The sequence below is a fragment of the Anaerobacillus sp. ABA4_114 genome, from assembly GCF_056159065.1.
In genome coordinates, this window is sequence record NZ_JBSWUM010000001.1 from 3,684,131 (window position 1) to 3,707,417 (window position 23,287).

General features: G+C 40.5%; 27 protein-coding genes. 11 read left to right on the forward strand and 16 right to left on the reverse strand.

The genetic code is table 11. The features are described 5' to 3' along the window. Position 1: 1 nt before the first annotated feature. Positions 2–436: a ferritin-like domain-containing protein gene (locus ACXAEY_RS18975; protein WP_270182450.1), complete on the forward strand. Its 435-nt coding sequence runs from the start codon at positions 2–4 to the stop codon at positions 434–436. A 40-nt stretch (positions 437–476) separates the two neighbouring features. Here the strand turns inward: ACXAEY_RS18975 and ACXAEY_RS18980 are convergent, their stop codons facing one another. The 4 genes from ACXAEY_RS18980 to ACXAEY_RS18995 all read right to left on the reverse strand — a co-directional run bounded on the left by ACXAEY_RS18980 (position 477) and on the right by ACXAEY_RS18995 (position 3,711). Further along, positions 477–1,208 carry an EcsC family protein gene (locus tag ACXAEY_RS18980; protein WP_474814222.1) on the reverse strand — a complete coding sequence of 244 codons (732 nt, stop codon included), beginning with the start codon at positions 1,206–1,208 and terminating at the stop codon, positions 477–479. 19 nt (positions 1,209–1,227) lie between these two features. Continuing rightward, the gene (locus ACXAEY_RS18985) at positions 1,228–2,439 is read right to left on the reverse strand and encodes an ABC transporter permease (RefSeq protein ID WP_474814224.1); all 1,212 of its coding nucleotides are present in this window, start codon (positions 2,437–2,439) and stop codon (positions 1,228–1,230) included. Continuing rightward, on the reverse strand, positions 2,436–3,176 hold the full coding sequence (locus ACXAEY_RS18990; protein WP_474814226.1) for an ABC transporter ATP-binding protein: 741 nt from the start codon (positions 3,174–3,176) through the stop codon (positions 2,436–2,438). Before ACXAEY_RS18990 ends, ACXAEY_RS18985 begins: the two co-directional genes overlap by 4 nt. A gap of 64 nt (positions 3,177–3,240) precedes the next feature. Continuing rightward, positions 3,241–3,711, reverse strand: a complete 471-nt coding sequence (locus ACXAEY_RS18995) for a PCYCGC motif-containing (lipo)protein (protein ID WP_474814228.1) — start codon at positions 3,709–3,711, stop codon at positions 3,241–3,243. Positions 3,712–3,964: 253 nt separating this feature from the next. Between ACXAEY_RS18995 and ACXAEY_RS19000 the strand changes: the two genes are divergently transcribed. After that, positions 3,965–4,396 (forward strand): HIT family protein, encoded by a 432-nt coding sequence (locus tag ACXAEY_RS19000; protein ID WP_270182445.1) that lies wholly within the window; start codon positions 3,965–3,967, stop codon positions 4,394–4,396. A gap of 29 nt (positions 4,397–4,425) precedes the next feature. On the opposite strand, the gene ACXAEY_RS19005 is transcribed toward ACXAEY_RS19000, so the two are convergent. After that, positions 4,426–5,313: a hypothetical protein gene (locus tag ACXAEY_RS19005; RefSeq protein WP_270182444.1), complete on the reverse strand. Its 888-nt coding sequence runs from the start codon at positions 5,311–5,313 to the stop codon at positions 4,426–4,428. A gap of 183 nt (positions 5,314–5,496) precedes the next feature. On the opposite strand from ACXAEY_RS19005, the gene serC reads away from it, so the two are divergent. From serC to ACXAEY_RS19025, 4 genes are all read left to right on the forward strand, one after another. Further along, positions 5,497–6,585: a 3-phosphoserine/phosphohydroxythreonine transaminase gene (gene serC / locus ACXAEY_RS19010; protein ID WP_474814231.1), complete on the forward strand. Its 1,089-nt coding sequence runs from the start codon at positions 5,497–5,499 to the stop codon at positions 6,583–6,585. A gap of 126 nt (positions 6,586–6,711) precedes the next feature. Further along, the gene (locus tag ACXAEY_RS19015) at positions 6,712–7,227 is read left to right on the forward strand and encodes a tryptophan transporter (RefSeq protein ID WP_270182442.1); all 516 of its coding nucleotides are present in this window, start codon (positions 6,712–6,714) and stop codon (positions 7,225–7,227) included. Between the two features lie 165 nt (positions 7,228–7,392). Beyond that, on the forward strand, positions 7,393–9,033 hold the full coding sequence (locus ACXAEY_RS19020; protein WP_474814233.1) for an ABC1 kinase family protein: 1,641 nt from the start codon (positions 7,393–7,395) through the stop codon (positions 9,031–9,033). Next, complete coding sequence (locus ACXAEY_RS19025) at positions 9,030–9,266, forward strand: hypothetical protein (RefSeq protein WP_270182440.1); 237 nt, start codon at positions 9,030–9,032, stop codon at positions 9,264–9,266. The genes ACXAEY_RS19020 and ACXAEY_RS19025 overlap by 4 nt, the downstream gene beginning before the upstream one ends. A 39-nt stretch (positions 9,267–9,305) precedes the next feature. Here ACXAEY_RS19025 and ACXAEY_RS19030 read toward each other — a convergent pair whose 3' ends face one another. Together ACXAEY_RS19030 and ACXAEY_RS19035 are read right to left on the reverse strand one after the other, a co-directional pair. Next, entirely contained in the window at positions 9,306–9,707 is a 402-nt protein-coding gene (locus ACXAEY_RS19030) for a YkvA family protein (protein WP_270182439.1), read from the reverse strand. Between the two features lie 113 nt (positions 9,708–9,820). After that, complete coding sequence (locus ACXAEY_RS19035) at positions 9,821–10,018, reverse strand: hypothetical protein (protein WP_270182438.1); 198 nt, start codon at positions 10,016–10,018, stop codon at positions 9,821–9,823. Between the two features lie 162 nt (positions 10,019–10,180). Between ACXAEY_RS19035 and ACXAEY_RS19040 the strand changes: the two genes are divergently transcribed. Next, complete coding sequence (locus ACXAEY_RS19040; protein ID WP_474814236.1) at positions 10,181–10,549, forward strand: YtxH domain-containing protein; 369 nt, start codon at positions 10,181–10,183, stop codon at positions 10,547–10,549. Between the two features lie 77 nt (positions 10,550–10,626). Beyond that, on the forward strand, positions 10,627–11,190 hold the full coding sequence (locus ACXAEY_RS19045; RefSeq protein ID WP_474814238.1) for an HTH-type transcriptional regulator Hpr: 564 nt from the start codon (positions 10,627–10,629) through the stop codon (positions 11,188–11,190). Here the strand turns inward: ACXAEY_RS19045 and ACXAEY_RS19050 are convergent. After that, positions 11,184–11,531 carry a DUF1878 family protein gene (locus ACXAEY_RS19050; RefSeq protein WP_474814240.1) on the reverse strand — a complete coding sequence of 116 codons (348 nt, stop codon included), beginning with the start codon at positions 11,529–11,531 and terminating at the stop codon, positions 11,184–11,186. The genes ACXAEY_RS19045 and ACXAEY_RS19050 overlap by 7 nt on opposite strands. A 229-nt stretch (positions 11,532–11,760) precedes the next feature. On the opposite strand from ACXAEY_RS19050, the gene ACXAEY_RS19055 reads away from it, so the two are divergent. Then, positions 11,761–12,306, forward strand: coding sequence for a DUF3267 domain-containing protein (locus tag ACXAEY_RS19055; protein ID WP_270182434.1), 546 nt, complete (start codon positions 11,761–11,763; stop codon positions 12,304–12,306). 122 nt (positions 12,307–12,428) lie between these two features. Here ACXAEY_RS19055 and ACXAEY_RS19060 read toward each other — a convergent pair whose 3' ends face one another. Then, positions 12,429–13,025, reverse strand: coding sequence for a YpmS family protein (locus ACXAEY_RS19060; RefSeq protein ID WP_270182433.1), 597 nt, complete (start codon positions 13,023–13,025; stop codon positions 12,429–12,431). A gap of 124 nt (positions 13,026–13,149) precedes the next feature. On the opposite strand from ACXAEY_RS19060, the gene ACXAEY_RS19065 reads away from it, so the two are divergent. Beyond that, entirely contained in the window at positions 13,150–13,329 is a 180-nt protein-coding gene (locus ACXAEY_RS19065) for a hypothetical protein (RefSeq protein ID WP_224884855.1), read from the forward strand. A gap of 185 nt (positions 13,330–13,514) precedes the next feature. After that, the gene (locus ACXAEY_RS19070; protein ID WP_270182432.1) at positions 13,515–14,411 is read left to right on the forward strand and encodes a peptidylprolyl isomerase; all 897 of its coding nucleotides are present in this window, start codon (positions 13,515–13,517) and stop codon (positions 14,409–14,411) included. A 42-nt stretch (positions 14,412–14,453) separates the two neighbouring features. On the opposite strand, the gene ACXAEY_RS19075 is transcribed toward ACXAEY_RS19070, so the two are convergent. From ACXAEY_RS19075 to ACXAEY_RS19105, 7 genes are all read right to left on the reverse strand, one after another. Continuing rightward, positions 14,454–14,735, reverse strand: a complete 282-nt coding sequence (locus tag ACXAEY_RS19075; protein WP_270182431.1) for a sporulation YhaL family protein — start codon at positions 14,733–14,735, stop codon at positions 14,454–14,456. 92 nt (positions 14,736–14,827) lie between these two features. After that, positions 14,828–16,102, reverse strand: coding sequence for an MDR family MFS transporter (locus ACXAEY_RS19080; protein WP_474814244.1), 1,275 nt, complete (start codon positions 16,100–16,102; stop codon positions 14,828–14,830). 93 nt (positions 16,103–16,195) lie between these two features. Further along, positions 16,196–17,173 carry a 3'-5' exoribonuclease YhaM gene (yhaM, locus tag ACXAEY_RS19085; RefSeq protein ID WP_270182429.1) on the reverse strand — a complete coding sequence of 326 codons (978 nt, stop codon included), beginning with the start codon at positions 17,171–17,173 and terminating at the stop codon, positions 16,196–16,198. Between the two features lie 72 nt (positions 17,174–17,245). Next, entirely contained in the window at positions 17,246–18,616 is a 1,371-nt protein-coding gene (locus ACXAEY_RS19090) for a sensor histidine kinase (protein ID WP_333489748.1), read from the reverse strand. Further along, positions 18,613–19,278, reverse strand: coding sequence for a response regulator transcription factor (locus ACXAEY_RS19095; protein WP_270182428.1), 666 nt, complete (start codon positions 19,276–19,278; stop codon positions 18,613–18,615). Before ACXAEY_RS19095 ends, ACXAEY_RS19090 begins: the two co-directional genes overlap by 4 nt. A gap of 29 nt (positions 19,279–19,307) precedes the next feature. Continuing rightward, positions 19,308–22,046 carry an ATP-binding protein gene (locus ACXAEY_RS19100; RefSeq protein WP_474814246.1) on the reverse strand — a complete coding sequence of 913 codons (2,739 nt, stop codon included), beginning with the start codon at positions 22,044–22,046 and terminating at the stop codon, positions 19,308–19,310. Further along, entirely contained in the window at positions 22,043–23,287 is a 1,245-nt protein-coding gene (locus tag ACXAEY_RS19105; protein WP_474814248.1) for a metallophosphoesterase family protein, read from the reverse strand. The genes ACXAEY_RS19100 and ACXAEY_RS19105 overlap by 4 nt, the downstream gene beginning before the upstream one ends.

Here is a 23,287-nt window from a genome sequence, read left to right on the forward strand (position 1 = left end):
AATGGAAGACAAGAAACAGGAGCTAATCGAAGGGTTAAATGAAGACCTAGCGAACGAATATGCTGCCAGTATCATGTATACGTACAATGCGGCAGTTGTATCCGGCTTGTACCGTCAAACGTTGAAACCTTTCTTTGAAGGTGAAATAGCTGATGAGCAGGGCCACGCACTGTATCTTGCAGAAAAAATCAAGGTGCTCGGTGGTACACCTACAACGAAACCAGCGGAAGTTAAACAACTAAGTGATGTTAAGGAAATGCTCTTAGAAGCAAGAAGAGCTGAAAAAGATACGATCGACCGCTATGAAAAGCGAAAAGTCCAAGCTGAAGAGCTAGGGTACACGGAGCTTGTTGTAAAGCTGGACGATATGATCTCTGACGAAACGCATCACATGGAAGAGATGGATCGCATCCTTAGCGACGCTCGCTTTGAATAATGTGAAAAGAGCCGGCCATTTTGGCCGGCTCTTTTGCAATTTATGAGGAAGCGAGCATTCTGTAGCGATAGGCATTCATAGCAGTTTCACCTAGCCAATCGATAAAGTGGAAATTAACGAACGCTCCAACGATCGCACCAAAACCTGGAATCATTTGAAGTAGCTTCGGTAGATCAATATAATCCCTGTATTCAAGCTGAAACGACTTCCAGTTGTGCTCCTCGTTAAAGAAATCCTTCTCTTTATAAAGATGGCTCGTCTCTTCCCAACTCCTTAGTCGTTTGAAAATTTCTTTACGGGTTTTATCTGAAGAAAAAGCAAGTTGAAAGATGGTAAGGATGAACACTCTCTCCTCAAATCGCCTTGCATCGTATCCATAAATACTAGCAAGGTCAAACAAAAACTTCATCTTGATAGACAATAGTAATGGAAAATCCGCTAGACCTAACAGTATGCCTCCTGCTCCAGTTCCTGCTCCTTCAACAGCGGCAACTCGTTTGAAAGTAGCCGTTGCTTCCTTCGCCAATCTGTCCCTCTCTTTTAGTGAAAGATTCTGTAATGGCTCTTTCACTGCGTACGTATTGCCAGCAAGAACGCCTTCCACCATCGTTCGAATACTATTCGTGACAACAGTGTGGACACGCTCAGGTATCGCATCGTTCACTTTGTTTTGAAGTTTTTTAGTAGCTCTAGAGTATAACGGAGCTTTACGCGTCATCTTTTTTTCCCAAATAAAAAGTTCATCTCTCAATTCTTCTTCATAGCTGTTCATTGCAATCTTCCTTTACGGATCAGATTGGTGGTGCTTTTTGTTTCTTCGTAGTAGCGAATAGGACGGTTAGAATTCCAACCAAACATATTACAAGAAACGTGATTACGTCTCGTTCTAAAATAAGTGTGATCAACGCAAACAAGGCAGCTTGAATTCCTAGTAAGCGTCTTAACATTTTGTTGAATGCACGATCTTTTTGGTCCTCCGGAAGGGGATAAAGCTTTATCATCACGTGTGCTGAATAGTGAGGATATAATGTGCGCAGCTGTGTAGCCGTCAAATAGATAAATAGCCCTGCCCCAATTACCTTACCTATCGTCCCTGGAACGAAGACCACGACCAACAGACCTATGATCGCCAGGCGCAGATAGATTCCAAGGTATTCATTGCTTCGTACAAACGCTTTTTGATAAAGCTTTTCGTAAACCGTATCATTCGGAAGGAGTTTTTCAGCGATCGAACTGATCATTCTTCTTCCTTTAACAGACTGTTTTAGTTTCGGAACGTCTGTAAATAGATTTGCTGTACGATAAAATTTCATACTTTGCTTCTCATCTAAAGCAAGAAGTTTCTCCCATTTAACCGAATACTTTCGATTAAGGGGATAAAACACAAACCATAAGAGACTAACGAGCGCTATAGCATTCAGAGCAACAACGATCAAAGATGCTTGAACGAGAACGAAGTACGTAAACAGTAACGTAGCCACTGTGCGTAACCCTACGAATCCAGCGACAGATCGATGTGCAGGTAAATGTAATTCCATCCATTTCATGAAGATGTTTAGTGCTTTCAGTAATAACATGATCGCGATCACGAAAACGTAATATGCGGTCCCCGCTGCCATTTCATGCTGATACAACGGGGCAAGGATCACCATCGTAACAATCGTGATGAACGCCTGAAGCATAAAGCTATAGAGTAGTGATCGGTTAAAATAGTCTTTTAGCTTTCTTTCTGCAGGTAATAAGAATACAAGATCAGCTTCTGATAGAAAGAACCTTAGAGGGGACCTTACGATTACAAAAGAAGCGATGATCGTGATAACAGCAATGCCTGGAAACGCTTCGGGCAGTACCTTGAGTAATTCACTATAATAATATGCGCCAAAGATAAGGGTCAGGACGAGCGTAAATAGAAAGCTGCTATTACCGATTAACCGGAAGTAACGAAGCGCAATCTTCCAAAAGGCACCCGCTCTTTCCTTCCACAGGGTCTCGAACTGCATCATTTCCCGCTCCTGGTCGCTTCGATATAGATGTCATCCAATGTAGCGTCCGTACGCCCGATTTGTTTCTGAAGCTCCGCCATTGTTCCTGACATAACAATGACACCATCATGGAGAATGATGAAGCGATCACAGTATCGTTCAGCCGTAGAAAGAATATGAGTAGACATTAAAACACCTGCACCCTTCTCTTTCACTTGGACCATCATATCCAAGAAAGACTGGATGCCGATCGGATCGAGTCCGACAAACGGTTCATCGACAATATAGAGAGAAGGTTGAACAAGGAAAGCACACATGATCATAACCTTCTGCCTCATCCCTTTTGAAAAGTGACCCGGAAACCAGCTTTTCATGTTCGTCATTCGAAACTCTTTCAAAAGACCATCTGCCCTTTGTTCCCAACCCTCTTCCAAATCGTACGCAAGAGCCGTCAATTGTAAATGCTCCCATAGCGTCAATTCATCGTACAATAATGGTGTTTCAGGTATGTAGGAAAATTGTTTTCGGTACTTATCTTTGTTTTCACTGAACGTACTACCTGCAACACGAATGTTTCCTTTCATAGGATCAAGCAGACCAAGAACATGCTTAATAGTGGTACTTTTCCCTGCTCCGTTCAAACCGATCAATCCTACGATTTCATTCGCATTCACATTTAACGAAAGATCATGCAAAACAGGTTTATTTGCCTGGTATCCACCAGTTAAATTGTTCACTTCTAAGATCGAATTCGACATAATGACCCTCTCATTTCTGTATTTGACTCCATTTTAACAAACTTTGATTACCCCAGTGAAACGACTACGCTTCTGGTAGCGGCATCGGAGTGGGTTTGCCATAACCAACCTTATACGTCTCATCGATGAACGCTCGAATGTCTGTAACCGACTTTCCATTTTCTTTCATCTCAATAGCTTTCACAGCGATGTCAAGACAAACGCCGCACTTCGTACCATGGTCATCCCAAGTAGTACGTTCTGCTGTTTTGTCATGTACAAAGCAGTCGTAATTATTCATGTGACCTGCCGTGTCTCCACAACCGCAATAACATGGTATGTGTTGTAATAAATCTTCCTCCGACTCTACTTTTGAATAGATTGCCTGTACCGTATCGTGTTTATCTTCAAGGAATGTAGGGAGTTCGTTAGATGCTGTTGTTTCACGTATATCTCCATTACTTAAATGTTCTTGGTGATGATTTTCATTATTATTGCACCCCGTCATAACAGATACGATAAGGATTCCTACTATTGCTAGAAAACGAAACTTCATTTGTCTCTCCTCCATTTTATAAATCTGTACACATCATATCTTGATTAAACGAAGGAATCCAGATTTTCATAAGAATATTCGAAAAACAGTTGAATAGTTTGTTCTATTTCCGAGCAACCTAGTATGGAGTGTGACGTCTTCCCTGAAACTAGTTACGCTCATGGCTCTGCACCCCCGGCAGAGCCTTATTTGATTTTTCAATAAACATGAAAAATATGGTACGATAAACAAAAATGATGAAAGGAAGATCGTAATGAGTCATTCTCCTGACTGTATTTTTTGTAAAATCATTAATGGCGATATTCCATCAGCTAAAGTTTATGAATCAGAAGATGTTTTAGCTTTTCTAGACCTCACCCAGGTAACCGAGGGGCACACACTAGTCATTCCAAAGAAACATAAGCAAAACATTTATGAGTTAGATTCTGATACAGCATCAAAGCTCTTTGAAGCTGTTCCTGAAATTGCAAATGCATTAAAAGCAAATTTTGCACCTGAAGGTATGAATATCTTAAATAACAATGAAGCGATTGCTGGACAATCTGTGTTTCACTATCACCTTCACCTTATTCCACGCTATGGGAAAGGCGATGGATTCGGCGCTGTCTGGAAAACACACGAAAGTGAATACGATGCCGAGAAGCTACAGAAGCTTGCAGAAGGAATTCGCTCACAATTTAAGTAATACAAAAAAGGAGGCAAACGCCTCCTTTTTTATTTACATGACCTTTTCATTTCCTTCAGCGTGTGAAACCCTGTTGGCTCTACCCAATCTGAATGGTCGAACTTCTCCTCCATGCCAGCCAGGAGTGTAGATACTTTTGACTGAAGGATCGAGTTCCAACGAAGTTCATGTATGAACTCCTCCCTATGCCCCTCATATCCCATCAGTCCTTTCAGTTCATTCAACAAGTCAGCCTGCCACATGGATGGCAAAGGCGATTGCCCCGGGATATCCATAAACCGTACCATTGAACCCTCTCTTAACAATGCATGAGGATAATAGTAAGCATATACCCGTTCAAATCGCTCACCTGTCGTTAGCATAAGCTTTTCGCCTTGGTGCTCCCTAAGAACATAGCTGCCTTCTGTACGGTTCAATAGCTCGAGTTGTTCACGCTCAACAAAGGTAACCCAAACCTCTGTTTTAGCACCTGTAACCGGGGCGATTACTGCCGGAAGTGCTCCATATGGTGCTAGAAACGATCCTGCAACGACATCGGTATCTACGATGTTTGCACGGAAAAACAAGATAAAGTCGTTTAAATCTGGATTAAGGCTGAATTTATATTTTAATTGCGCCAAACAAACGTTAGAACCATATGCCAGTAAAGGAATCCGATCTTCAATGGAAGTAAGCCCTTCACTCTTCAGCAATTCATTAACTGTCAACTTTGTTGGTGAGGAAAAAGATAGTGTTCCCGTTACTTCTTCCCCCATAGAGTATTGAACAACTTGTTCTTCGATTGGGACATTTTGCTGTTCATCAATTCTATGAGCTTTTCCGTTATGATAAACGAACGAAGAAGATGGCCTGGGTCCTGGATAAATATCTGGATGGTCGTATGGTCCGATATGAATTGGTTTATTTTCTCGGTACATGTTATGGTTCACTCCTTTTTCATTCGTTCCTATTAGGATAGCAAAACAATGCAAGTTATCAAAAAGTTAAAGCGAAATCTTTTATAAGATTCAGAAAAAATATAGCGATAAGGTTTCGATAATGATAGGATAATTACAAACAAAATAGGTTATCGCATTACTACATTAAAGGAGTGTCTTCTGTTGAATAGACGTTTTAATTTTAATGCCGGTCCTTCTGCATTACCTCTTGAAGTACTAGACCAAGCGCAATCTGAACTGATCAGCTATCAACAATTTGGTATGTCAGTCATGGAATTCAGTCATCGTAGCAAGGAATACAAAGCGATACATGAAGGAGCAGTTAACCTATTGCGTGAGCTTCTCAATATTCCAGACGATTATGAAGTTCTCTTCCTACAAGGTGGAGCTAGCTTGCAGTTCTCAATGGTCCCTATGAACTTTCTACAAGAAGGACAACAGGGAAATTATTTTCTTACAGGAAGCTGGTCACAAAAAGCCTTGAAAGAAGCACAAAAAGTAGGTGATACGTTCATAGGAGCAAATGGAGAACAAACAAATTTCAGCCGTATCCCCACTCCTGACGAATTAACCTACAGCGATAATGATGCATACGTACACCTAACATCCAACAATACGATACATGGTACTCAGTGGAAAGAATTCCCTAACGAACCAAACAAGACATTTATTGCAGATATGTCTAGTGACATCTTGAGCCGTGCTATTCCGATCGAACAATTTGGATTGATCTATGCTGGCGCACAAAAGAACCTTGGACCCGCTGGCGTTACGGTAGTTATTTTGAAGAAGGATCTACTAAAAAACGCACCTAAGAACTTACCTACAATGCTAGATTACAGAACTCATGTTGAAAAGAGTTCACTCTACAACACACCTCCGTCATTTTCCATTTACATGCTATCACTCGTTTTAAAATGGACAAAGAAATATGGAGGCATTGAAGCGATCGAAAAATGGAATAAAGAAAAAGCAAGTCTTCTCTATAAAACGATCGATGAGAGCAACGGATTTTATAATGGCATCGCAGATAAACAAAGCCGCTCTAGCATGAACGTCACCTTTACATTACGTGAGAAAGAACTAGAAGAATTATTCCTTAAAGAAGCAGAAGACGAAGGTTTTGTAGGACTGAAGGGGCACCGTTCGATCGGAGGGTGTCGCGCTTCCATCTATAATGCAGTTCCACTCGAATCTGTCAAAGCACTATGCGACTTCATGAACACGTTCCATCAAAAGCATAATATTTAATACTTTTCAAGAGACAAATCGTTTGTTACTATTAAACTAGTTCTTTCGCAGGAGGCAACGAGTGCACTTCTGGAGAGAGCCACCGTCTAAGAGACGGAAATGAGATGAGAAGAGGAGAGTTTCTTTATGAAAACAAAAAATTTGGTATTGATGGCTTTACTACTTGGAATTGGGACGATTCTACATGCAGTAATTCCAGGACTTATTTCTGGAATGAAGAACGATATGCTGCTCACGATGATGTTCCTTGGAATCCTGTTATTCCCAGACCGTAGAAGCGTTCTAGTGCTCGGTTTGGCCACTGGCGTAATTTCAGCAGCAACAACGACATTCCCTGGTGGACAACTAGCCAACGTAATTGATAAACCGATCACAGCATTTGTATTCTTCGGACTCTACTTGCTAGTCCGACGATTCAACTCACTCGTTACAGCTGGTGCATTAACTGCAATCGGAACGATGATTAGTGGAGCGATCTTCTTAGGTGCAGCACTTGTCTTCGCTGGACTTCCTGGGGGCGCAGCTTTTACAGGACTATTCCTAACAGTTGTCATCCCAACGGCTGTCGTGAATACGATCGCTATGGTATTCATATACCCAGTCGTACAATCCATTTTAAAACGTACAACATTTGCCTTTTAGATAGATCGAACGGCAGGCTGTCGAGAGCTTTCTCGACAGCCTATTTTTTTTGCCTTTCTAACACACTCCTCCCTTCTATGTGCACCAATTTACTATTAAATTGTTTCTAATTCGGGTAAATAGGCTATGTTAACCATTATACGTTTAAAGAATCAGGTGAAAAAATTGAAGTTCAACTCTCTATATCGCATCGTTGTCATCGTCTTTATGTCCGTTAAATTCTTCATTCAACTCGAGACGTTTCGTAGAAGAAGCAAACATTCCTGGAATCAGGAACGCTGGCAAAAGCTCTTAAAAAAGCAGGCAAAAGAATATAAGAAAAAAGCAATTCGACTCGAGGGATTGCTCGTAAAGCTCGGTCAGTTCCTTTCTACTAGAGCTGATATTTTACCTAAGGTTTTTCTTGAAGAAATTGAAGACCTTGTGGATCGCGTACCTTCTTTTTCATGGAACAAAGCAAAGCGTATTTTAGAAGAAGAGTGGTCTTCTACTTACGAAGATGTCATAAAGGACATATCTGAACGGCCAGTCGCTTCAGCTTCTATCGGACAAGTGTATCGTGCAAACTTAATAAGCGGTGAAGAAGTTGCTATCAAAATCAGAAGACCCAATATACGTAAGATTATTAGAGCGGACTTCAAAGCACTACGAATCGTCTTCTGGATGATCGATACCTTTACGTCATACAGTAAACAGCTCGATCTTCCTAAGCTGTATGATGAGATTCGAAACGTGATCGAAGATGAGCTCGACTTTAACAAGGAATTAAAGAATGGTCTTAATTTTCAGGAGCGATATAAAGAAAGCCTAGATTATCGCATCCCTCACTACATCTCAGAATGGTCAACAAAAAAAGTGCTCGTGATGGAATGGATGGAAGGCGCTCGGGTCACGAACATCTCTTATATAGAAGAGCAAGGCATCGATCGAAAGGAGTTAGCTAGAAAACTTCTAAAGGGATTTCTCGAGCAGTTATTACAAGAAGGTCAGTTTCATGCTGATCCTCACTCCGGTAATATCCTTATTCAGCAGGACGGCACTATCGTATTTATCGATTTTGGTATGGTTGGATTTATTGAATCACACGATGCCCTTAGCATTCGAAAATTGATTACCGGCGTAGTTCTGAGTCAATATGACGACGTAACCGAAGCGCTTGATGAGCTACGCTTTCTCCTTCCTGACTCTGACAAGAAACAAATTGAGAAAGCGATCAAAACCCTCGTGACCTTATTTATTGAACAAGATTTAACGATGATCGATGAGGATACTGCAGAACAAGTCTTACGAGAAGTCCAGACTCTTGTGAACAAGCAGCCCATCCAACTTCCTAGTGAATTTGCTTTCCTTGGTCGCGCCATCTCAACGATCGTTGGCATCCTGTATACACTCGACCCCAAGATCGATCTTATCGAAGAAGGAAAGCCTATCGTTCAAGAGTGGATCAACCGAGAAGAAGCTTCTGATGAACGATACGACCCTTCGAGAATGATTCGAAAGCTATACGGAAAACTAACCTCGATAGAGAATCCTCTCGATCGACTTTCTGAAGAGTTAAATCAGCACCGGACATGGGAAGAATCAGTTAAACGAAGAGAATTTCAATCTAAAAGTATGCTTTGGAACAAGCATTATAGCTTTATCGCTTTGCTCATCTCTTTGATCGCCCTATTAGTAAGTTTTTCACTTGAACTTGATAATCTACAGCTTGCAAGCTCAATCACCGGTGGGATGAGTTTATTTCTTATCATCATAACGAGTACATTAGAGAAACGTGTCTGGTTAATAAAGGAGGGTCCTAAATGAGCGACGTTATGAAAGAAACGACTGAAAAAGTTGGGGATTCAGAAGTAAAAATAGAAGGCCTCTCTAACGGATATCGCATTACTGTTAGAGGGGATGAAGAAAAATTAAAACAGAATAGACGCATAGGTGGCGCGTTCATCAATCTTTTAAGACAATTAGAAAAAGCCGGATACCGCCTCCCCTTCCCATTCTCCTGGATATTGCGTTTTTGGAATCGCTATTCGAGACCATAAGAAAAGAGGGGACGATCCGTCTCCCTCTCCATCTATTCATTAAATTTTCACTCCCGTTTCCCATTCACGAAACTTCTCTAGTTCTTGTCTCAGTTGACTAGCTACAAACCCAATGACTGCTACATCATCTAAAAGGCCTACCCCTGCAAGCAAATCCGGGACAGCGTCGATTGGACTTATGAAATACAATAGCCCACCTACGATCATGACCACGGATTTTCGAGAAATATCTTTATACTCCCCTTTCCTCACTTCTTGTACCAACCTTGAGAAAGTTTTAACATCGACCCACATATCGCTCATGCCCTTTCTTCCTTTATAAAGAGCACCTTTCTTTAGAGATTCGAGGGAAACTTCATTTAAACGATCTTTGTCCTTCACAACACTAACTGCTTTTTTTGTCATCCTCTTAAATACACTTTTCACCATTCTATTCATCATACACACGCTCCTTTGCGTCCTTCTATCTATAGGATACCTCAAATGAGCGTATTTCTAACCTATCCCAATGGGTTTGTCAATCACGTTATATGGGAAAAATAAAGAAGGGCCTACTATAAAACTAAAAATGCCATCGAAACACCTAGTAGGAGAAAAAAGATTGCGAACGTCCCAAACAGAAATGCGTTTCGTTTCTTTTGTATAATTTGTTCCGTATAAAACGAATATTTTCGAACCATCAACAAGCGATTCACAGTTGCCAATAATAGTAGACATCCTACTGTAATAAGAGCAAAGATAAACCCAGCCATACTTATGCCTCCTATCTACCCTTCGTGTCTTACTAAAAGATATATGTACACTTGAATCATTTGATGACCGTGATGAGAGTGATAAAAAAAGAAGGAATTCAAGAGTGTTTGGAGAACTACAGTCATAGAAGCAGAGGATTGTCAGGAAAGGATGAAAGCATCATGGGAAAAACAAAAGCGCTAGCGACAGGATTTTTATTAGGTGGAGTGATTTCCGCCGCTTCAGTTCTATTGACGACCCCGAAGTCAGGGAAGGAAATGATTACTGACGCTAAGAATAAAAGTGATGAGATAAAGGAAAGCTTTACAAGATTGAAGGAAGATTTGAATGAACTAACAACCCAAGTCAAGCAGCTTTCTTCTGAAGGGAAACAAATCATAATGGAAGTTACTTCAGACTTAAAACGCTCGATCTCTTCATTCCAAGAAGATATTGAACCGAACCTTACTCGTCTAAAGGAAGACATTGAAGAAATGCAGCAGTCTATCGAAACAGTTAAAAGTGAAGTTAACAAACCGGCTCCAAAATAGCCGGTTTTTTTACAACGTGAGAACAGTATTCTAATATAGATTTCCCAATAAGGTTGGGAATTGTTAAGGAGGCAAATATGAAAGATAGTCAGGGTATATCTATCCAAGAAGCTATGATTTTCAGCCACCGAATCGGTCAATTAAGCAAGGCGCTTTGGAAATCGGTTGAACGAGATTGGCAGGAATGGTTAAAACCCTTTGATTTAAATATTAATGAGCACCATATCTTATCGATCGCATATCACCTTGATGGCTCTTCAATTTCCGATATCGCCAAGTTCGGTGTCATGCATGTCTCAACAGCTTTTAACTTCTCGAAAAAGCTTGAATCACGTTCCCTTCTTACCTTCTCCAAAAAAGAGAACGACAAACGGAATACATATGTACAGCTAACAGATGAAGGAGAGAGACTCCTGAAACAAACTTGGAAACATTACTCTCCGAACAGAGATAGTGTTCTAAAAGCATCGATGCCACTAAGAGATCTGTATGGTAAGTTTCCCGAATTCAATGAAATGATGAGCGTAATAAAAGGCCTCTATGGTGAGGACTTCTTGGAGATATTCCAGAAATCATTTACGAAGTTAGAAGAAGAATTCTCCGAAGAAGAGAAATTCGTAAATGAAGAAAAGATTTATTGATAGTTTGGAGACGCTGAGAGAAGTTCAGTCATTAAGTTTTCATACTTCTCTTCTTGAGTCTGTATCGCTTTTATCGTAGGGATCGGTTTTAATTTCATATCTAACATTCCGACAAAATGTGTGAGCAACGAAGTTCGGCTAAGAAGCCCCTCTTCCATCTGCTCATGCATTTTTTGTTGGATTTCTTCACAAAGCGAAAAAACGCCTTTCACTTCTTCTTCCGTAAGGCCATGCTCGATTACAAGAGTATAGAAAGGATACTTTCCATCCTCTTCGTACATCCTAGCAAGTAAACGATTATGATACTCTATTTTGTCTAGTCGTGCTTCAATAGATTCCATTCAAAAATAACTCCTCACTCTGCGATCAATTGTACTTATATTTTAACGGACTGGGGTAGGAATGAAAACGTCTTTTCCAATTCAAACCAATGCGAAAAAACGAGTATTTTGTCTAAAATTTTTTGACATATTTCAATTCTAAAAAACGTATTGATTTCTTCAGAAAATCGCTGTACAGTATACGAGTATTCAACATAATTAACATCTTAGACGGAAGCAGGTGATCCTTATGAATTGCTGGAAATCAATCTATTTAAATCGCGAATTCGGAGTACACCGACTTACGATTTTCTCTACTCTATTAACACTACTCTACTTCATTGCTTTTTACCTTACGTTCAGTATGTTCTATCCTAATACAGAACACGCGATTGTGCCGATTCTTCCTTTTCTAGGGTCGTTGGCAATTCTTTTCCCTATTCATAAGCTTCTACACTGGCTTCCTTTAACATTTGCTGGGATGAAGGCGACGATGCGATTAGAAAAGGGGTTAGCAATCGTTCCGAAGATGCATTGCGAAACATGTAATCCGATTTCTCGTAATCTTTATTTGATCGCTTCTTTAAGCCCAGCCGTTATTATCACAGCTGGTGCGACTGCATGTTCGATCGCGATGCCTCAATATGTATCGTTTTTCTCAATACTTGCTGCTATCAATCTCGGTTTTAGCTTTAGCGATTTTCTCTACGCTTCACAAGTAATAAAAGCTCCAAGACATGCTTTTGTAGAAGATCGAAGCGAAGGGTTTCACATTTTGATCAAGAGAGCATCTTGATTCTCATATTAGAAATTAAACAGAGCGCTCTCGTTAAGCGCTCTGTTCTTTTACATCTAGCAAAAAGCCGGCAGTATTGAATTCTTATAAGACTTCCTTCATAATAACAATAGAGCAGAGATCTAGTTAATTGGATAGTAAGCATCAAAGATAATTTGATCATTCGGTAGATCAAATGATTGAGCTCTTAATTTCATACCATTCTTTAACTCTAGATCGCTAACAGCCATATAGATTGTTCCTTCGTCGGCATCAATCGTAATTTCAGGCGGTAACGATGCCTGTTTTTTTATAAACGAAAGTACTTTGTCACTCGGCAGCTCAAGAATTCCAATTTGAAAAGCCTTTTCTTTTAATAAGAGATCGCCATTTGGTTGGACTTGAGGTTCAAATTTAAGAAAGAAATCGACTTTCCGATCAAAAATCGTAAGATAGCCTTGAAAAGTTGCAAGCTCATTTAGGTTCACACTGTACCCAAGATTTTCTTGCTTTTCACTATACTTTTCTAGCTCGTTATTGATGATTTCATTTAGTTGGTCTTTCTTCATCTGAATAGAAAAAGTCGTTTCAAAGGACTCTTCTTCTGAAGTCTGATCTGGGATTCTAGCAAACTCGCTTTCAGGGAAATAATAGTGATAGGACCCAATTAAAACCACTATTACGATCAATACTACAGAAGCAAGTGCAATAAAAGCGGTCCGCCATTTGTTCTTTAACATTCTAACCATCTCCTTGTGGGACGAATCTTTTTCATCATACTACGAATAGACAGCTTAAGGAAATACTGTTATACATTTCTTCGCATTATCGAATTGGACTCTGGGAGGTTTTCAAATGACAATTATAGGGTTGATTTTCATCCTGTTCGCTACAATGATCTTGCTTGCATTTAACTCAATGACAAATGCATTGTGCACGAAGAAGAATATTCCAGAGGAAAAGCAGCCTAACGTCTTTCGAACGATCAATGTTTTGATCACTATTCTGCTTATTTCATCCTATGTTGAAATTCTCTTCACATAATAAAGCAAATTTGATGGGGCTTATGCCCTATCTTTTTTATTATACTGAATGATTTCGCTTTCATTGTAATATGTAAATTCTCTCATATTTCTCACGCAATTTAACTTCATCGTACAATTTGTGCTATAGTATTAATTGTGACACAAAAATGTTAAATTTAACTAACGCTTAGGAGTGTATGCTTGATGAAAAAAACGTTCATTATACTCACTGCTTTCATCACAATGCTTGCTATATCAGCATGCAGCAATGATTCAGGTGATGATTCAGAAGTAGTAGTAGAAACAAATGCCGGTAACATAACGAAAGAAGAATTTTATCAGGCTATGAAAGATCAGGCTGGTGAAACTGTACTTAGCGACCTTGTTCAAACAAAAATCCTTGAAGATAAATATGATGTTTCAGATAAAGAAGTTCAAGCTGAGCTTGATAAGATTAAGGAAAATTTCGAATCCGATGAGCAGTTAGAGCAAGCACTACAAGCTAATGGCTATAAGGATTTAGATCAGTTTAAAGTTGATGTACGTAAACAACTTCTTGCTCAAAAAGCAGCTACTGAAGGCGTAGATGTATCTGATGAGAAGCTTAAAACGTTCTATGAAGAAAATCAAAATCTATTCACAGAGCTAGAAGCAAGTCATATTCTAGTTGACGATGAAGAAACAGCAAAAGAAGTGAAAGAAAAGTTAAATGACGGTGGAGACTTCGCAGAACTTGCGAAAGAGTATTCTAAAGATGGATCTGCCCAAAATGGCGGTGATCTTGGAATCTTTAAGAAGGGTGACATGGTTGCAGAATTCGAAGAAGCTGCATTCGCTCTTAAAGAAGGAGAAGTCAGTGACATCGTTCAATCACAGTTTGGCTATCACATCATCAAGCTAAAAAGCAAAACAGTCAAACCTTTTGAAGAGTCTAAAGATGAAGTTAAAGAGCAATATCTACAGCAGAACGCAAAAGACGTTCCAACTGTAATCGACGAACTGATTAAAGAATCTGATATCAAAGTTAAAGACGATCAGTTTAAAGATCTTTTTAAAGAAAAAGAGCAAGAGCCAGAAGCAAATGAAGAAAGTGCTGAATAGCATAAAAGCCGAGAGGGAACGCTCCCTCTCGGCTTTATTTGTTCATTGTCCGCTCACACGAGCTTTTTTTCTTCTCTCCCTCTCATCTTCCATCCGCTTCACATATACCTTTCCTTCCTCTTCAATGTGGATCTGGTCGACTTTTCGATCTTCGACAGTTAATGTCATTGATTTATACCCGCTGTAGATGATCCCTGCTAAAACGAAATAAACCCACCAAGGTAAACCTGAAGCAAACGCTGTAACCGCAGAAAAGATCTCTGTAAGCTGTAGAATACTAATAATAAATAAGACACCAAGTATGACAAGAATTCCTTTTCTCACCTTTTGCCCCTCCTCTTCATTCACTTCTAAGTACAAGCTCTTCAGATTACTACACTTTATGAATGAATAGAAAGGAATATACCATTGTTTCATCATAGAACGCTTTGATGGACCACTTCTTCCTTTGCCTCTCTTAATCGAAACATCACGTAATACAATAGTGCTGCGATAATAGCTAATAAACCGATGATAGAGAATGTCCACGTAAACCCTACTAGAGCAGTTAATGGGATGGCTAGTGGGGCAATCGTTCTACCGATCGTAAACCGGAGACTAGCTGCTGCAAAGTATTGCCCTCTCATATGTTCTGGCGCTAACCTTGAAACAAACCCTTCCTGAATGCCGACAACCATAAGCTCCGCCATCGTAAACAGGAACATCGCAAAAACAAGCACCCATACGTGGGTGGTAAATCCAAACACAAGCATACTAAACGTATAAATAAAGCAAGAAGCAATGAACACCGTTTTCTCTTTGAAGTGATTCATTCTTGTAGTCATATAGACAGTTAATAGCGCAACTAGTAAGCCGTTTTCAGCAATGAGCCATCCGAAGATTTGCTTCCCATCTGCTTGAATATTGAAGAGTACAGATTGTTCTGGTACAGACTCACTAAGGTAGACCGCGATCAAAAGATCAAGTTGCATAAATGTCTGCGCAACAAAAATTCCAGCGAGAATGAAGAGTAGGAACACTTTATCTTGAGCGATGACCTTATAGTCCTGCAACTGGTCTTTCACAAATCCATACCATTTGATTGATGAATCCTTAACAAGCTTTTTATCCATCTGCTCTGGAGCCGTTTCTCGAATAAATGAAGTGATCAATAAAGCAACCCCGAAGCTCACGATCGCAGCCGTGAGCAATAGTCCGAATCGATACTGGAAGAAGAAAATTCCGCCGAGTATTGGTCCCACTACAACGGATATATTCAATGCAGTATAGAAAACGGCGAACACCGTATTTCGATCCTTTTCATCCACAACGTCAGCTACCATCGCATGACTAGCAGGCCAATAGAGTGCGCCGAAAATGCCAAGTATAGAGAAACTGATGAAAGTTAGCATAGGGGAATCGAGCCAAGGAGAATTTGCATAAGCAAAGAATAGGAACGTTATCCCTTGTCCGTACGCAGCAATTACCATCATTTGTTTACGACCATACTTATCTGCACAATAGCCACCTACGAGATTTGCAAGGACACCAAATACTTGAGAAAGCACAAGAAGAAGTCCTGCCATCCCTTTCCCAAATGAATCAGAAAAATAGATCGCCATAAAGGGGAAGAACATCCAGAACAGAACGTTGATCATCCCTTCACCAAACAGACGAATTTTTAAATTTCGATCCCAATCTCTTAATTTCATCTTCTTTTCCTCCATACATCCATACAAATGATTAGACTTGCTCACAGTAAAATAGAGAAACGCTCCGTAGCGTTTCTCTATCGACCTACAACATTATGATTTGGCTGTTTCCTTTTGGACTGTTGCCGGAGTATTCGGTTTATAGAATGAACGATTATCAAGTGCAAACACACGATCTGTGAATTCGCCTGGCTCGACTTTATCTAACGCACGGTCGAGCATGTTCATCTTTGCATCGATGTTATCGATCATATGAAGCATTTCTGCTTCTCGAATCATAGGAGGCTTCGGACTGCCCCACTCTGCCTTTCCGTGATGGCTAAGAATCATATGTTGAAGAAGCGTCACTTCTTCTCCATCGATTTCTAGTTCTTTTGCGGCTTGTCCGATCTCGTTCACCATGATCGATATATGTCCGAGTAGCTTACCTTCCTTCGTGTAGCTCGCTGCTACAGAACCTGATAGCTCGACGACTTTCCCAAGATCATGCAAGATGATGCCTCCATACAATAGATCCGTATCGAGGGACGGATAGAGAGTCGCAAGTGACTTAGCGAGGTCTAACATCGAAACGACATGGTACGATAACCCTGAAACAAATTCATGATGGTTTTTTGTGGCAGCAGGAAAAGTTAGAAAATCATTTTGGTGTTTTTTTACGAGATGACGCGTTATTCGTTGAATGCGAGGGTTACGCATTTCAAATATATATTGAGTGATTTTTTCCATAATATCATTTACTTCGAGTGGAGCCGATTCAACAAAATCCCCAACTTTTACTTGATCCATTTCAGTGGCTAGACGAATGGTTTTAATTCTAAGCTGGTTTCTACCTCTATAGCTGTTCACATCCCCAGTGACTTTAATGATTTGTTGAGCATCAAAGCTCTCTTCATCTTCTGGAGAAGCGTCCCATAATTTCGCTTCGATATCACCCGTTTTATCTTGGAGAATTAGCGTAAGAAATGGCTTCCCATTACTTGCTACTCCTTTTAATGATGATTTGATCAGCACATACTGATCGACCGGTTCTCCTACTTTATAGTGCCCGATTCCTTTTGATTCCTTCATCTTTCCACCTCCGTGTCAACATCTATTTTCTTAGTATAGCATAGCAACCAACCGGTTCGATTCAATTTAGTTTCAATCGATGTTCACTTTTTTTGGTATGACGATAGAGAAGGTTACACCGTCCTCTTCATTTTCTACTTTTGCATACCCCTGATGACGTTCTGCTACCTTCTTCACGATTGCTAGGCCGATGCCAAACTGTCCTTTGTCACCCTTTTGGAATGGTTCAAACAGTCTTTCTTTTTCTCCCGATTTAAACGAGATCGGTTCACCGTTGTTACTGACGCTGATAACCGTCTTTTTTTCATCTTCTCTCGCTTCGATTTGTATGTCACTCTTTGCATATCGAAGGGCGTTCTGAACAAGATTATCGAGCGCAGTCAGCATCTGCTCTTGAACAGCCGTTAACAGGACGTCTTCACCAGTTATCGAAATCTCTACATCGTCTCGTTGATACATGAAACGTTCCCTAATTTCTTCTGCAAGCCCTCCAAAACGAAACGTTTCATATCTGCCTTCAGGCTCATCGATCGAATCTAGTTTTATATAGGTGAGCATCGATTTCACTCTCTGCTCCATCCGGTCAGATTCGTTCAATATGACGTCCATTGTATTCTCCATCGAATCGGGCATCACGCCGTCTTTAATGGACTGCGCGTAGCTTTTTATAACCATAATCGGCGTCTTTAACTCATGTGACGCATGTTGGATAAACGTCTTTTGAGTTTTGTCATACCGCATCAAGTTTTGTCTCATCGATTCGAATTGATTCGATAGCTTTTGGAACTCTTCATCGCCTTCCCAGACGAAAGGCTCTTTCCAATTTCGGTTTGCAATTTGATCAAATCTTTCTCCTAGTACAGTTAGTGGCCTTCTTAAGTATCGCGCGATCCACATCGCAGGGAGTAAACTTAGAACCATAGCGAACGCCAATATGATGATGAGTCTCCACCATAAACGCTCAATCATCTGATTACGATACGTATCCCACATATAGGAGATGAAATAAGCTTCCTGACTATTAACCTGAACTTTTGAGATCACGTAAAAAAGGGACGCCTGGTTATTGTACGTAAGTTCATATCTCGCTTTTGGCGTCTCTTGTTCAAGAGCGTTTTTACGCATTTCAACGATTACGGCATCAGGAATTGGGTCTCCTTGTAGTGGCCCTCTATATAATCTAGTAATGAGCGTGTGTCCTACAGAGCGAGAGGCATCCCTTCGTTCGATGAAATCTTGATCTGTCTCAGGAGGGAGAGGGGCGTCCCGGTCAGGGAACGTATACCGCTGCTGTTCAGATTCAATAATTTGATACGTTTCTTCAGTAAGTGTTCCTTTGATCGACAAAGGATAAATAACCGCAATGACGACACCTACGAGTAGAACGAGTATCATAAACGACAGCCATATACGTTTCGTTAAATTCACGCGTAGCAAATTCATGTGATCAACCGGTAACCAAGCCCGTAAGAAGTCTCTAAATTCATGCGAGGCATTTTCTTCCGAACACGTCTAATCACATCATCCACCGCTCGATCTGAACCGAAATAATCTTCTCCCCAAACATGAGTTAGAATTTGTTCTCTAGATAACGTTTGATTCACGTGCTCTACTAAATATAAAATTAAATCCATTTCTTTCGTCGTTAGTTCGATCGGTTCTCCTCGATCTGTAACTTTGCGAGTAATTGGATCTACTTGATATTCGGATACTTCGTATTTCTTTTGGGATGCTTGCTGATAGACTCGATTCAATAGCTTTTTTGCTCTGATAATCAACTCTCGTGGCATGAAGGGTTTAGCGATGTAGTCATCGCTTCCAAGCTCAAGCCCTACAATTCGATCGAGATCTTCATCTCTTGCCGAAATAAAGATGACCGGAACATCCTTCTCCGCTTTAATCTTCTTAAGTAACTCATACCCATCTATTCCAGGAAGCATGATATCGAGAATCCAAAGGTGACACGAATCGTGGATGTTGTCCATCGCATCTTCACCACTCAAAAATGTCTTAACTTCAAATCCCTCTTTTTCCATATACGTTTTCAAAATTTGGACAAGGTTTTCTTCATCTTCTACTAGATTGATCTTATAGGTTTCTTCCAAATCCAATCACCTCATTTTAAAATACCTTCCTAATGGAAAACACGCTCGAGCTTTATAACATGATCATCGATGCTATCTAAAGTCGTATGATGGCAAGTTAGCATCAACACTTGCTGTTCTTTTGAGAATTCTTTTATAAAACCTTTCGCCACTTCGGTGCGCTTTTCATCGAAATTCACGAAGATATCATCTAATATTACGGGTAATTTTATCGAAGTGACTGAAACAAGGGCAAGCCGTATACAAAGATAGAGCTGTTCCGCTGTCCCTCTGCTTAATTGCGAAGGAAGATAGACCGTACCATCTCTATGACGAATTTGAAAACCATTCTTGTCTTTAGGAGCATGAATCGCTGTGTACCTTCCATCCGTTATCGCTGAAAAATAGCGCTCAGCGTGGTGTAGCACAGCTGGTAGGCGTTCTTCTTGATACTTCGCTTTCGCTTTTTGTAAAAGCTCTGAGGCGACTTTAAACACTGCCCACTTTCTCCCTAGTGAATGAAGCTCGTCTTCCTTTTGCTGACTTTTTAAAAGAAGATCTTCTAACGTTCCATCTTCTGTAAGTGTACGAAGCTGTTCCTGATGCGTTGCGATATCTTGATAAAGCTTTTGTTGTTCTTTCATCAAGACACCTTCCTCTTTCTCAATCCCAGCCTTTTCCTCTTCAATCTCTTCAACTGAGGAATGGTTTATACCGGCATCTTCAGCTCCGTCCAGTTGTGAATCAACAATTACTTTTTGACTCAACAGTTCCCTCGCTTCTTTTTGCGCATTACCCTTAACGCGAAACGCTTCTTCTGTATTCACTTCTGCATCGACAAATAATTGATCGATCTGCTTGTTATATGAACGAAGCTTTGCATGTTCATTTTTTTCTTTTTGCTTAAGGCTTGATAGCTTATCATGCAGTTTTTCAATGTGCTGCATGGTCTCCCTTTGCTTGTCTGCTACTAACAAGAGTTGCTGAATGGCTGTCTCTACGTCGTGAAATTGGACCTCGACTTCTTCACATTTTTTCTTAATTCCATCTTCAACTACCCGCATCTCATAGTCAAGTTCCTCAATTTGCCTCTCAATAACCTTAGCGTCTTGTTTCATCTGCTTGATGACGGCAACCTTTTCAACTAACTCGCTCATCAGTTCTGGTGATAGTTCAATATGGAAGGAATAGTCTGCTTTCCATTTTTCAAACGCTTCATCCAACTGGAACCTTTCTAGCTCCCATTGATCTACTTTTTCTGCGGCTTTCGTATACGTCCTATTCAACCGCTCGACCTGCTCTTTCACACTCTCTGAACGCCTTCTCAGTTCGCGCTGTTCTGCATGTTCTTCATCACTTTTCTCACCGGTCAACCTCATGACTATGGCCCCAACTATTACAATCACTGCTGCACCGATTGCTAAAAACCAGTTTTCAATAATACCGATTCCGAGGAAAAGTATTAATGAAATGAAGAGCATGACATTTGAAGATCGATATGTTGATTTTTTTGTTGAATGCTCTTTGGGACGGTCACCCTTTCTTCGAGCGAGTAGCCTTTCGTACTCACCTTCCTCCCTTTCAAGTTCTTCACGTGCAGATAATAGTGAGTCGTTCAAATAATCATACTGTTGATCAGACCGCTGATAACGCTGAACGAGTGCTTTTAGCTCTTCTTTCGCACTAAACGACGTGACCATCTTACTTATTTGATGTTCTGATAGCTCTACTTCTTTCAAACTCGAATGAAGCTTATTGTCTCTCTCCCATTTTACCTTTTCTAATCGCTTCTTCTCGTCTTGTTTCGTTCGGTATACGACCAATTGCTCATTCAACTGGCTCACATGATGAAGGAGAACATGACGACCTTGAAGTTCCTGAGTTGTGATCTCTTTCTCAACCTCTGCCTGCTCGGTTTGAACTTGTTCGATCTCACCGGAAGTAATGACGACTCTCTCTTTCCATTTATCTAGTTGTGAAAGCCCATCTTCCGGAAAAGGAGTATATGAAGGAAGAGACTCTAGCTGCCTATGTAACTTTGTTTGTTCTTTTACTAATGGCAAGATTGTCTTTTCATAATCTAACTCTCGGCGTTTCTTTTGATAAGAGGTCAACACTACCTTATTTTCTTCGATTCTTTTCTTTAGTGCTTCGATCTTATCTACCGTCTCGTTATACGTACGATTTCGCTTCTCTAGTTCATAAACACTTTTCTTAGTGTTTTCCCATTCCTCGAGCTTTGCATTGATAAGAGGCTTTCTTCCATTAGGCTTGAACAGTTCACTCTGCCGCTTCTCCAATTCTTTCTCGATCGTAAGTAGAGATGCGCCCCCTGTCATCCCTGCTTCATAAAGAATGCTGTTCCAGCTCTCTTCACTATGATCAGTGTGATCATGTAACGTGTTCAGATTACAAAAGAAAAGCTGTCTAAATGTTTTTCTATCCATCCCTTTCAATAATTGAGCAAGGTCCTCTTCACCACCTATTGTGCCGTCGAAGTAATGAATCGTGACATCTCCAGATGCTTTGCCTCTCGTACGCTCGATCGTTATTGGTCTTCCATCGAGTTCAAAGTACAAACACCCGCCAGTGCGAGAATACTTTTTCACAAAATAGCTCTCTTCTTTTCTACTAGAAAAACCAAATAAAACATTCTCTATAAAAGCGATCAAAGTCGACTTACCAGCTTCATTTTCTCCATATATCGTCTGGAGCTGATCTGATAAGGTGGAAACTTTGTAGTCCTCAAATTTGCCAAATCCATAAATATGCCACCCGATCAGTTTCATGATGACCGCCCCCCTTTATCATCTACTAGATATGAGAGCAGCAATTCTTCAGCCTCTTCCACGACTGTACTTTGATCTTCGATGGGAGGAAACGCTTTTTTTGCCCTTCTGTGATGATAGAGAGGAGCGATGCTTTCTGTTACATCCTCAGTGCTGTACGAGTCTGAAACGTGAAGTAAATCTTGTAAAAATCCGTCCTGCTTTCTAAGCTCATTTCTATCCCAGGATGGCTGAGAATGAAGTGAAAGCTTATAAGGCCATACGAATCCATCAAGCTCTCCTTCTTTTCCAATTTGAAGAGCCTGCAATAAATCATCAAGTACGTCATCTTGTAATAAGTGATGATGAAGAGTGCTGATTCCAATGAATTCATACTCGACTAAGTGGCCACCAGAACTGTACGACTCATCATGAAGACGTTCCTCACAAATCCGAAGAAGATCCTGAATCGTTTCGATCTTTGATAGATCGATGGTTTCCTTCTGCCATGTCACATCAGAAGTAGAGTGAAAGGTTGTCGTAACGTTCCCTTCGTCCATCGATACGATATAACACCCTTTTTCCCCAACTTCTTTTCGATGAGCACCTTGTATATTCCCTGGGTATATGATCGGTGGATTTTCTACTAAAATCGTTCGAACATGAATATGACCGAGCGCCCAATAATCAAAGTTTTTATCGATCAAATCGCTTAAAGTAAAAGGGGCATAAGACGCGTGGTCCGTGTTTCCTTCTACGTTTCCGTGCAGCATTCCGATCTGATAACTTTCATCATCCATTCGTTCAAAATAAGTGGACATATTTTCACTAACATGCCGACGAGGATAACTAAACCCATGAATATCAGCAAGCTTCTCATTTCCTCGATAGAAAGGAACAGACTCTACTTCCGGTCCGAAAAAATAGCTGCTCTTAGGCCAATCGATCGCGTTCCACTCCCCATCGAGAGCGTCATGATTTCCATGAGAAAGAAAGCTACGAATTCCTGCTTTATCTAGACGTTGAAGTTCACAGTACAAAACCATCTGAGAGTGCAGGCTTCGATAACTGCTATCGAAAAGATCTCCTGCAAACAAAACAAAATCAACGCTGTTCTCTAAAGCTACATCAATCAGTTTATGTAACGATCGATGTGCACTATCCTTAACAAAGTTATGTATATCTGGAGGCAAGCTTTGTGCTCCAGAAAAAGGTCTGTCTATGTGGAGATCCGCACAGTGCAGGAATGAAATTTCTTTCAT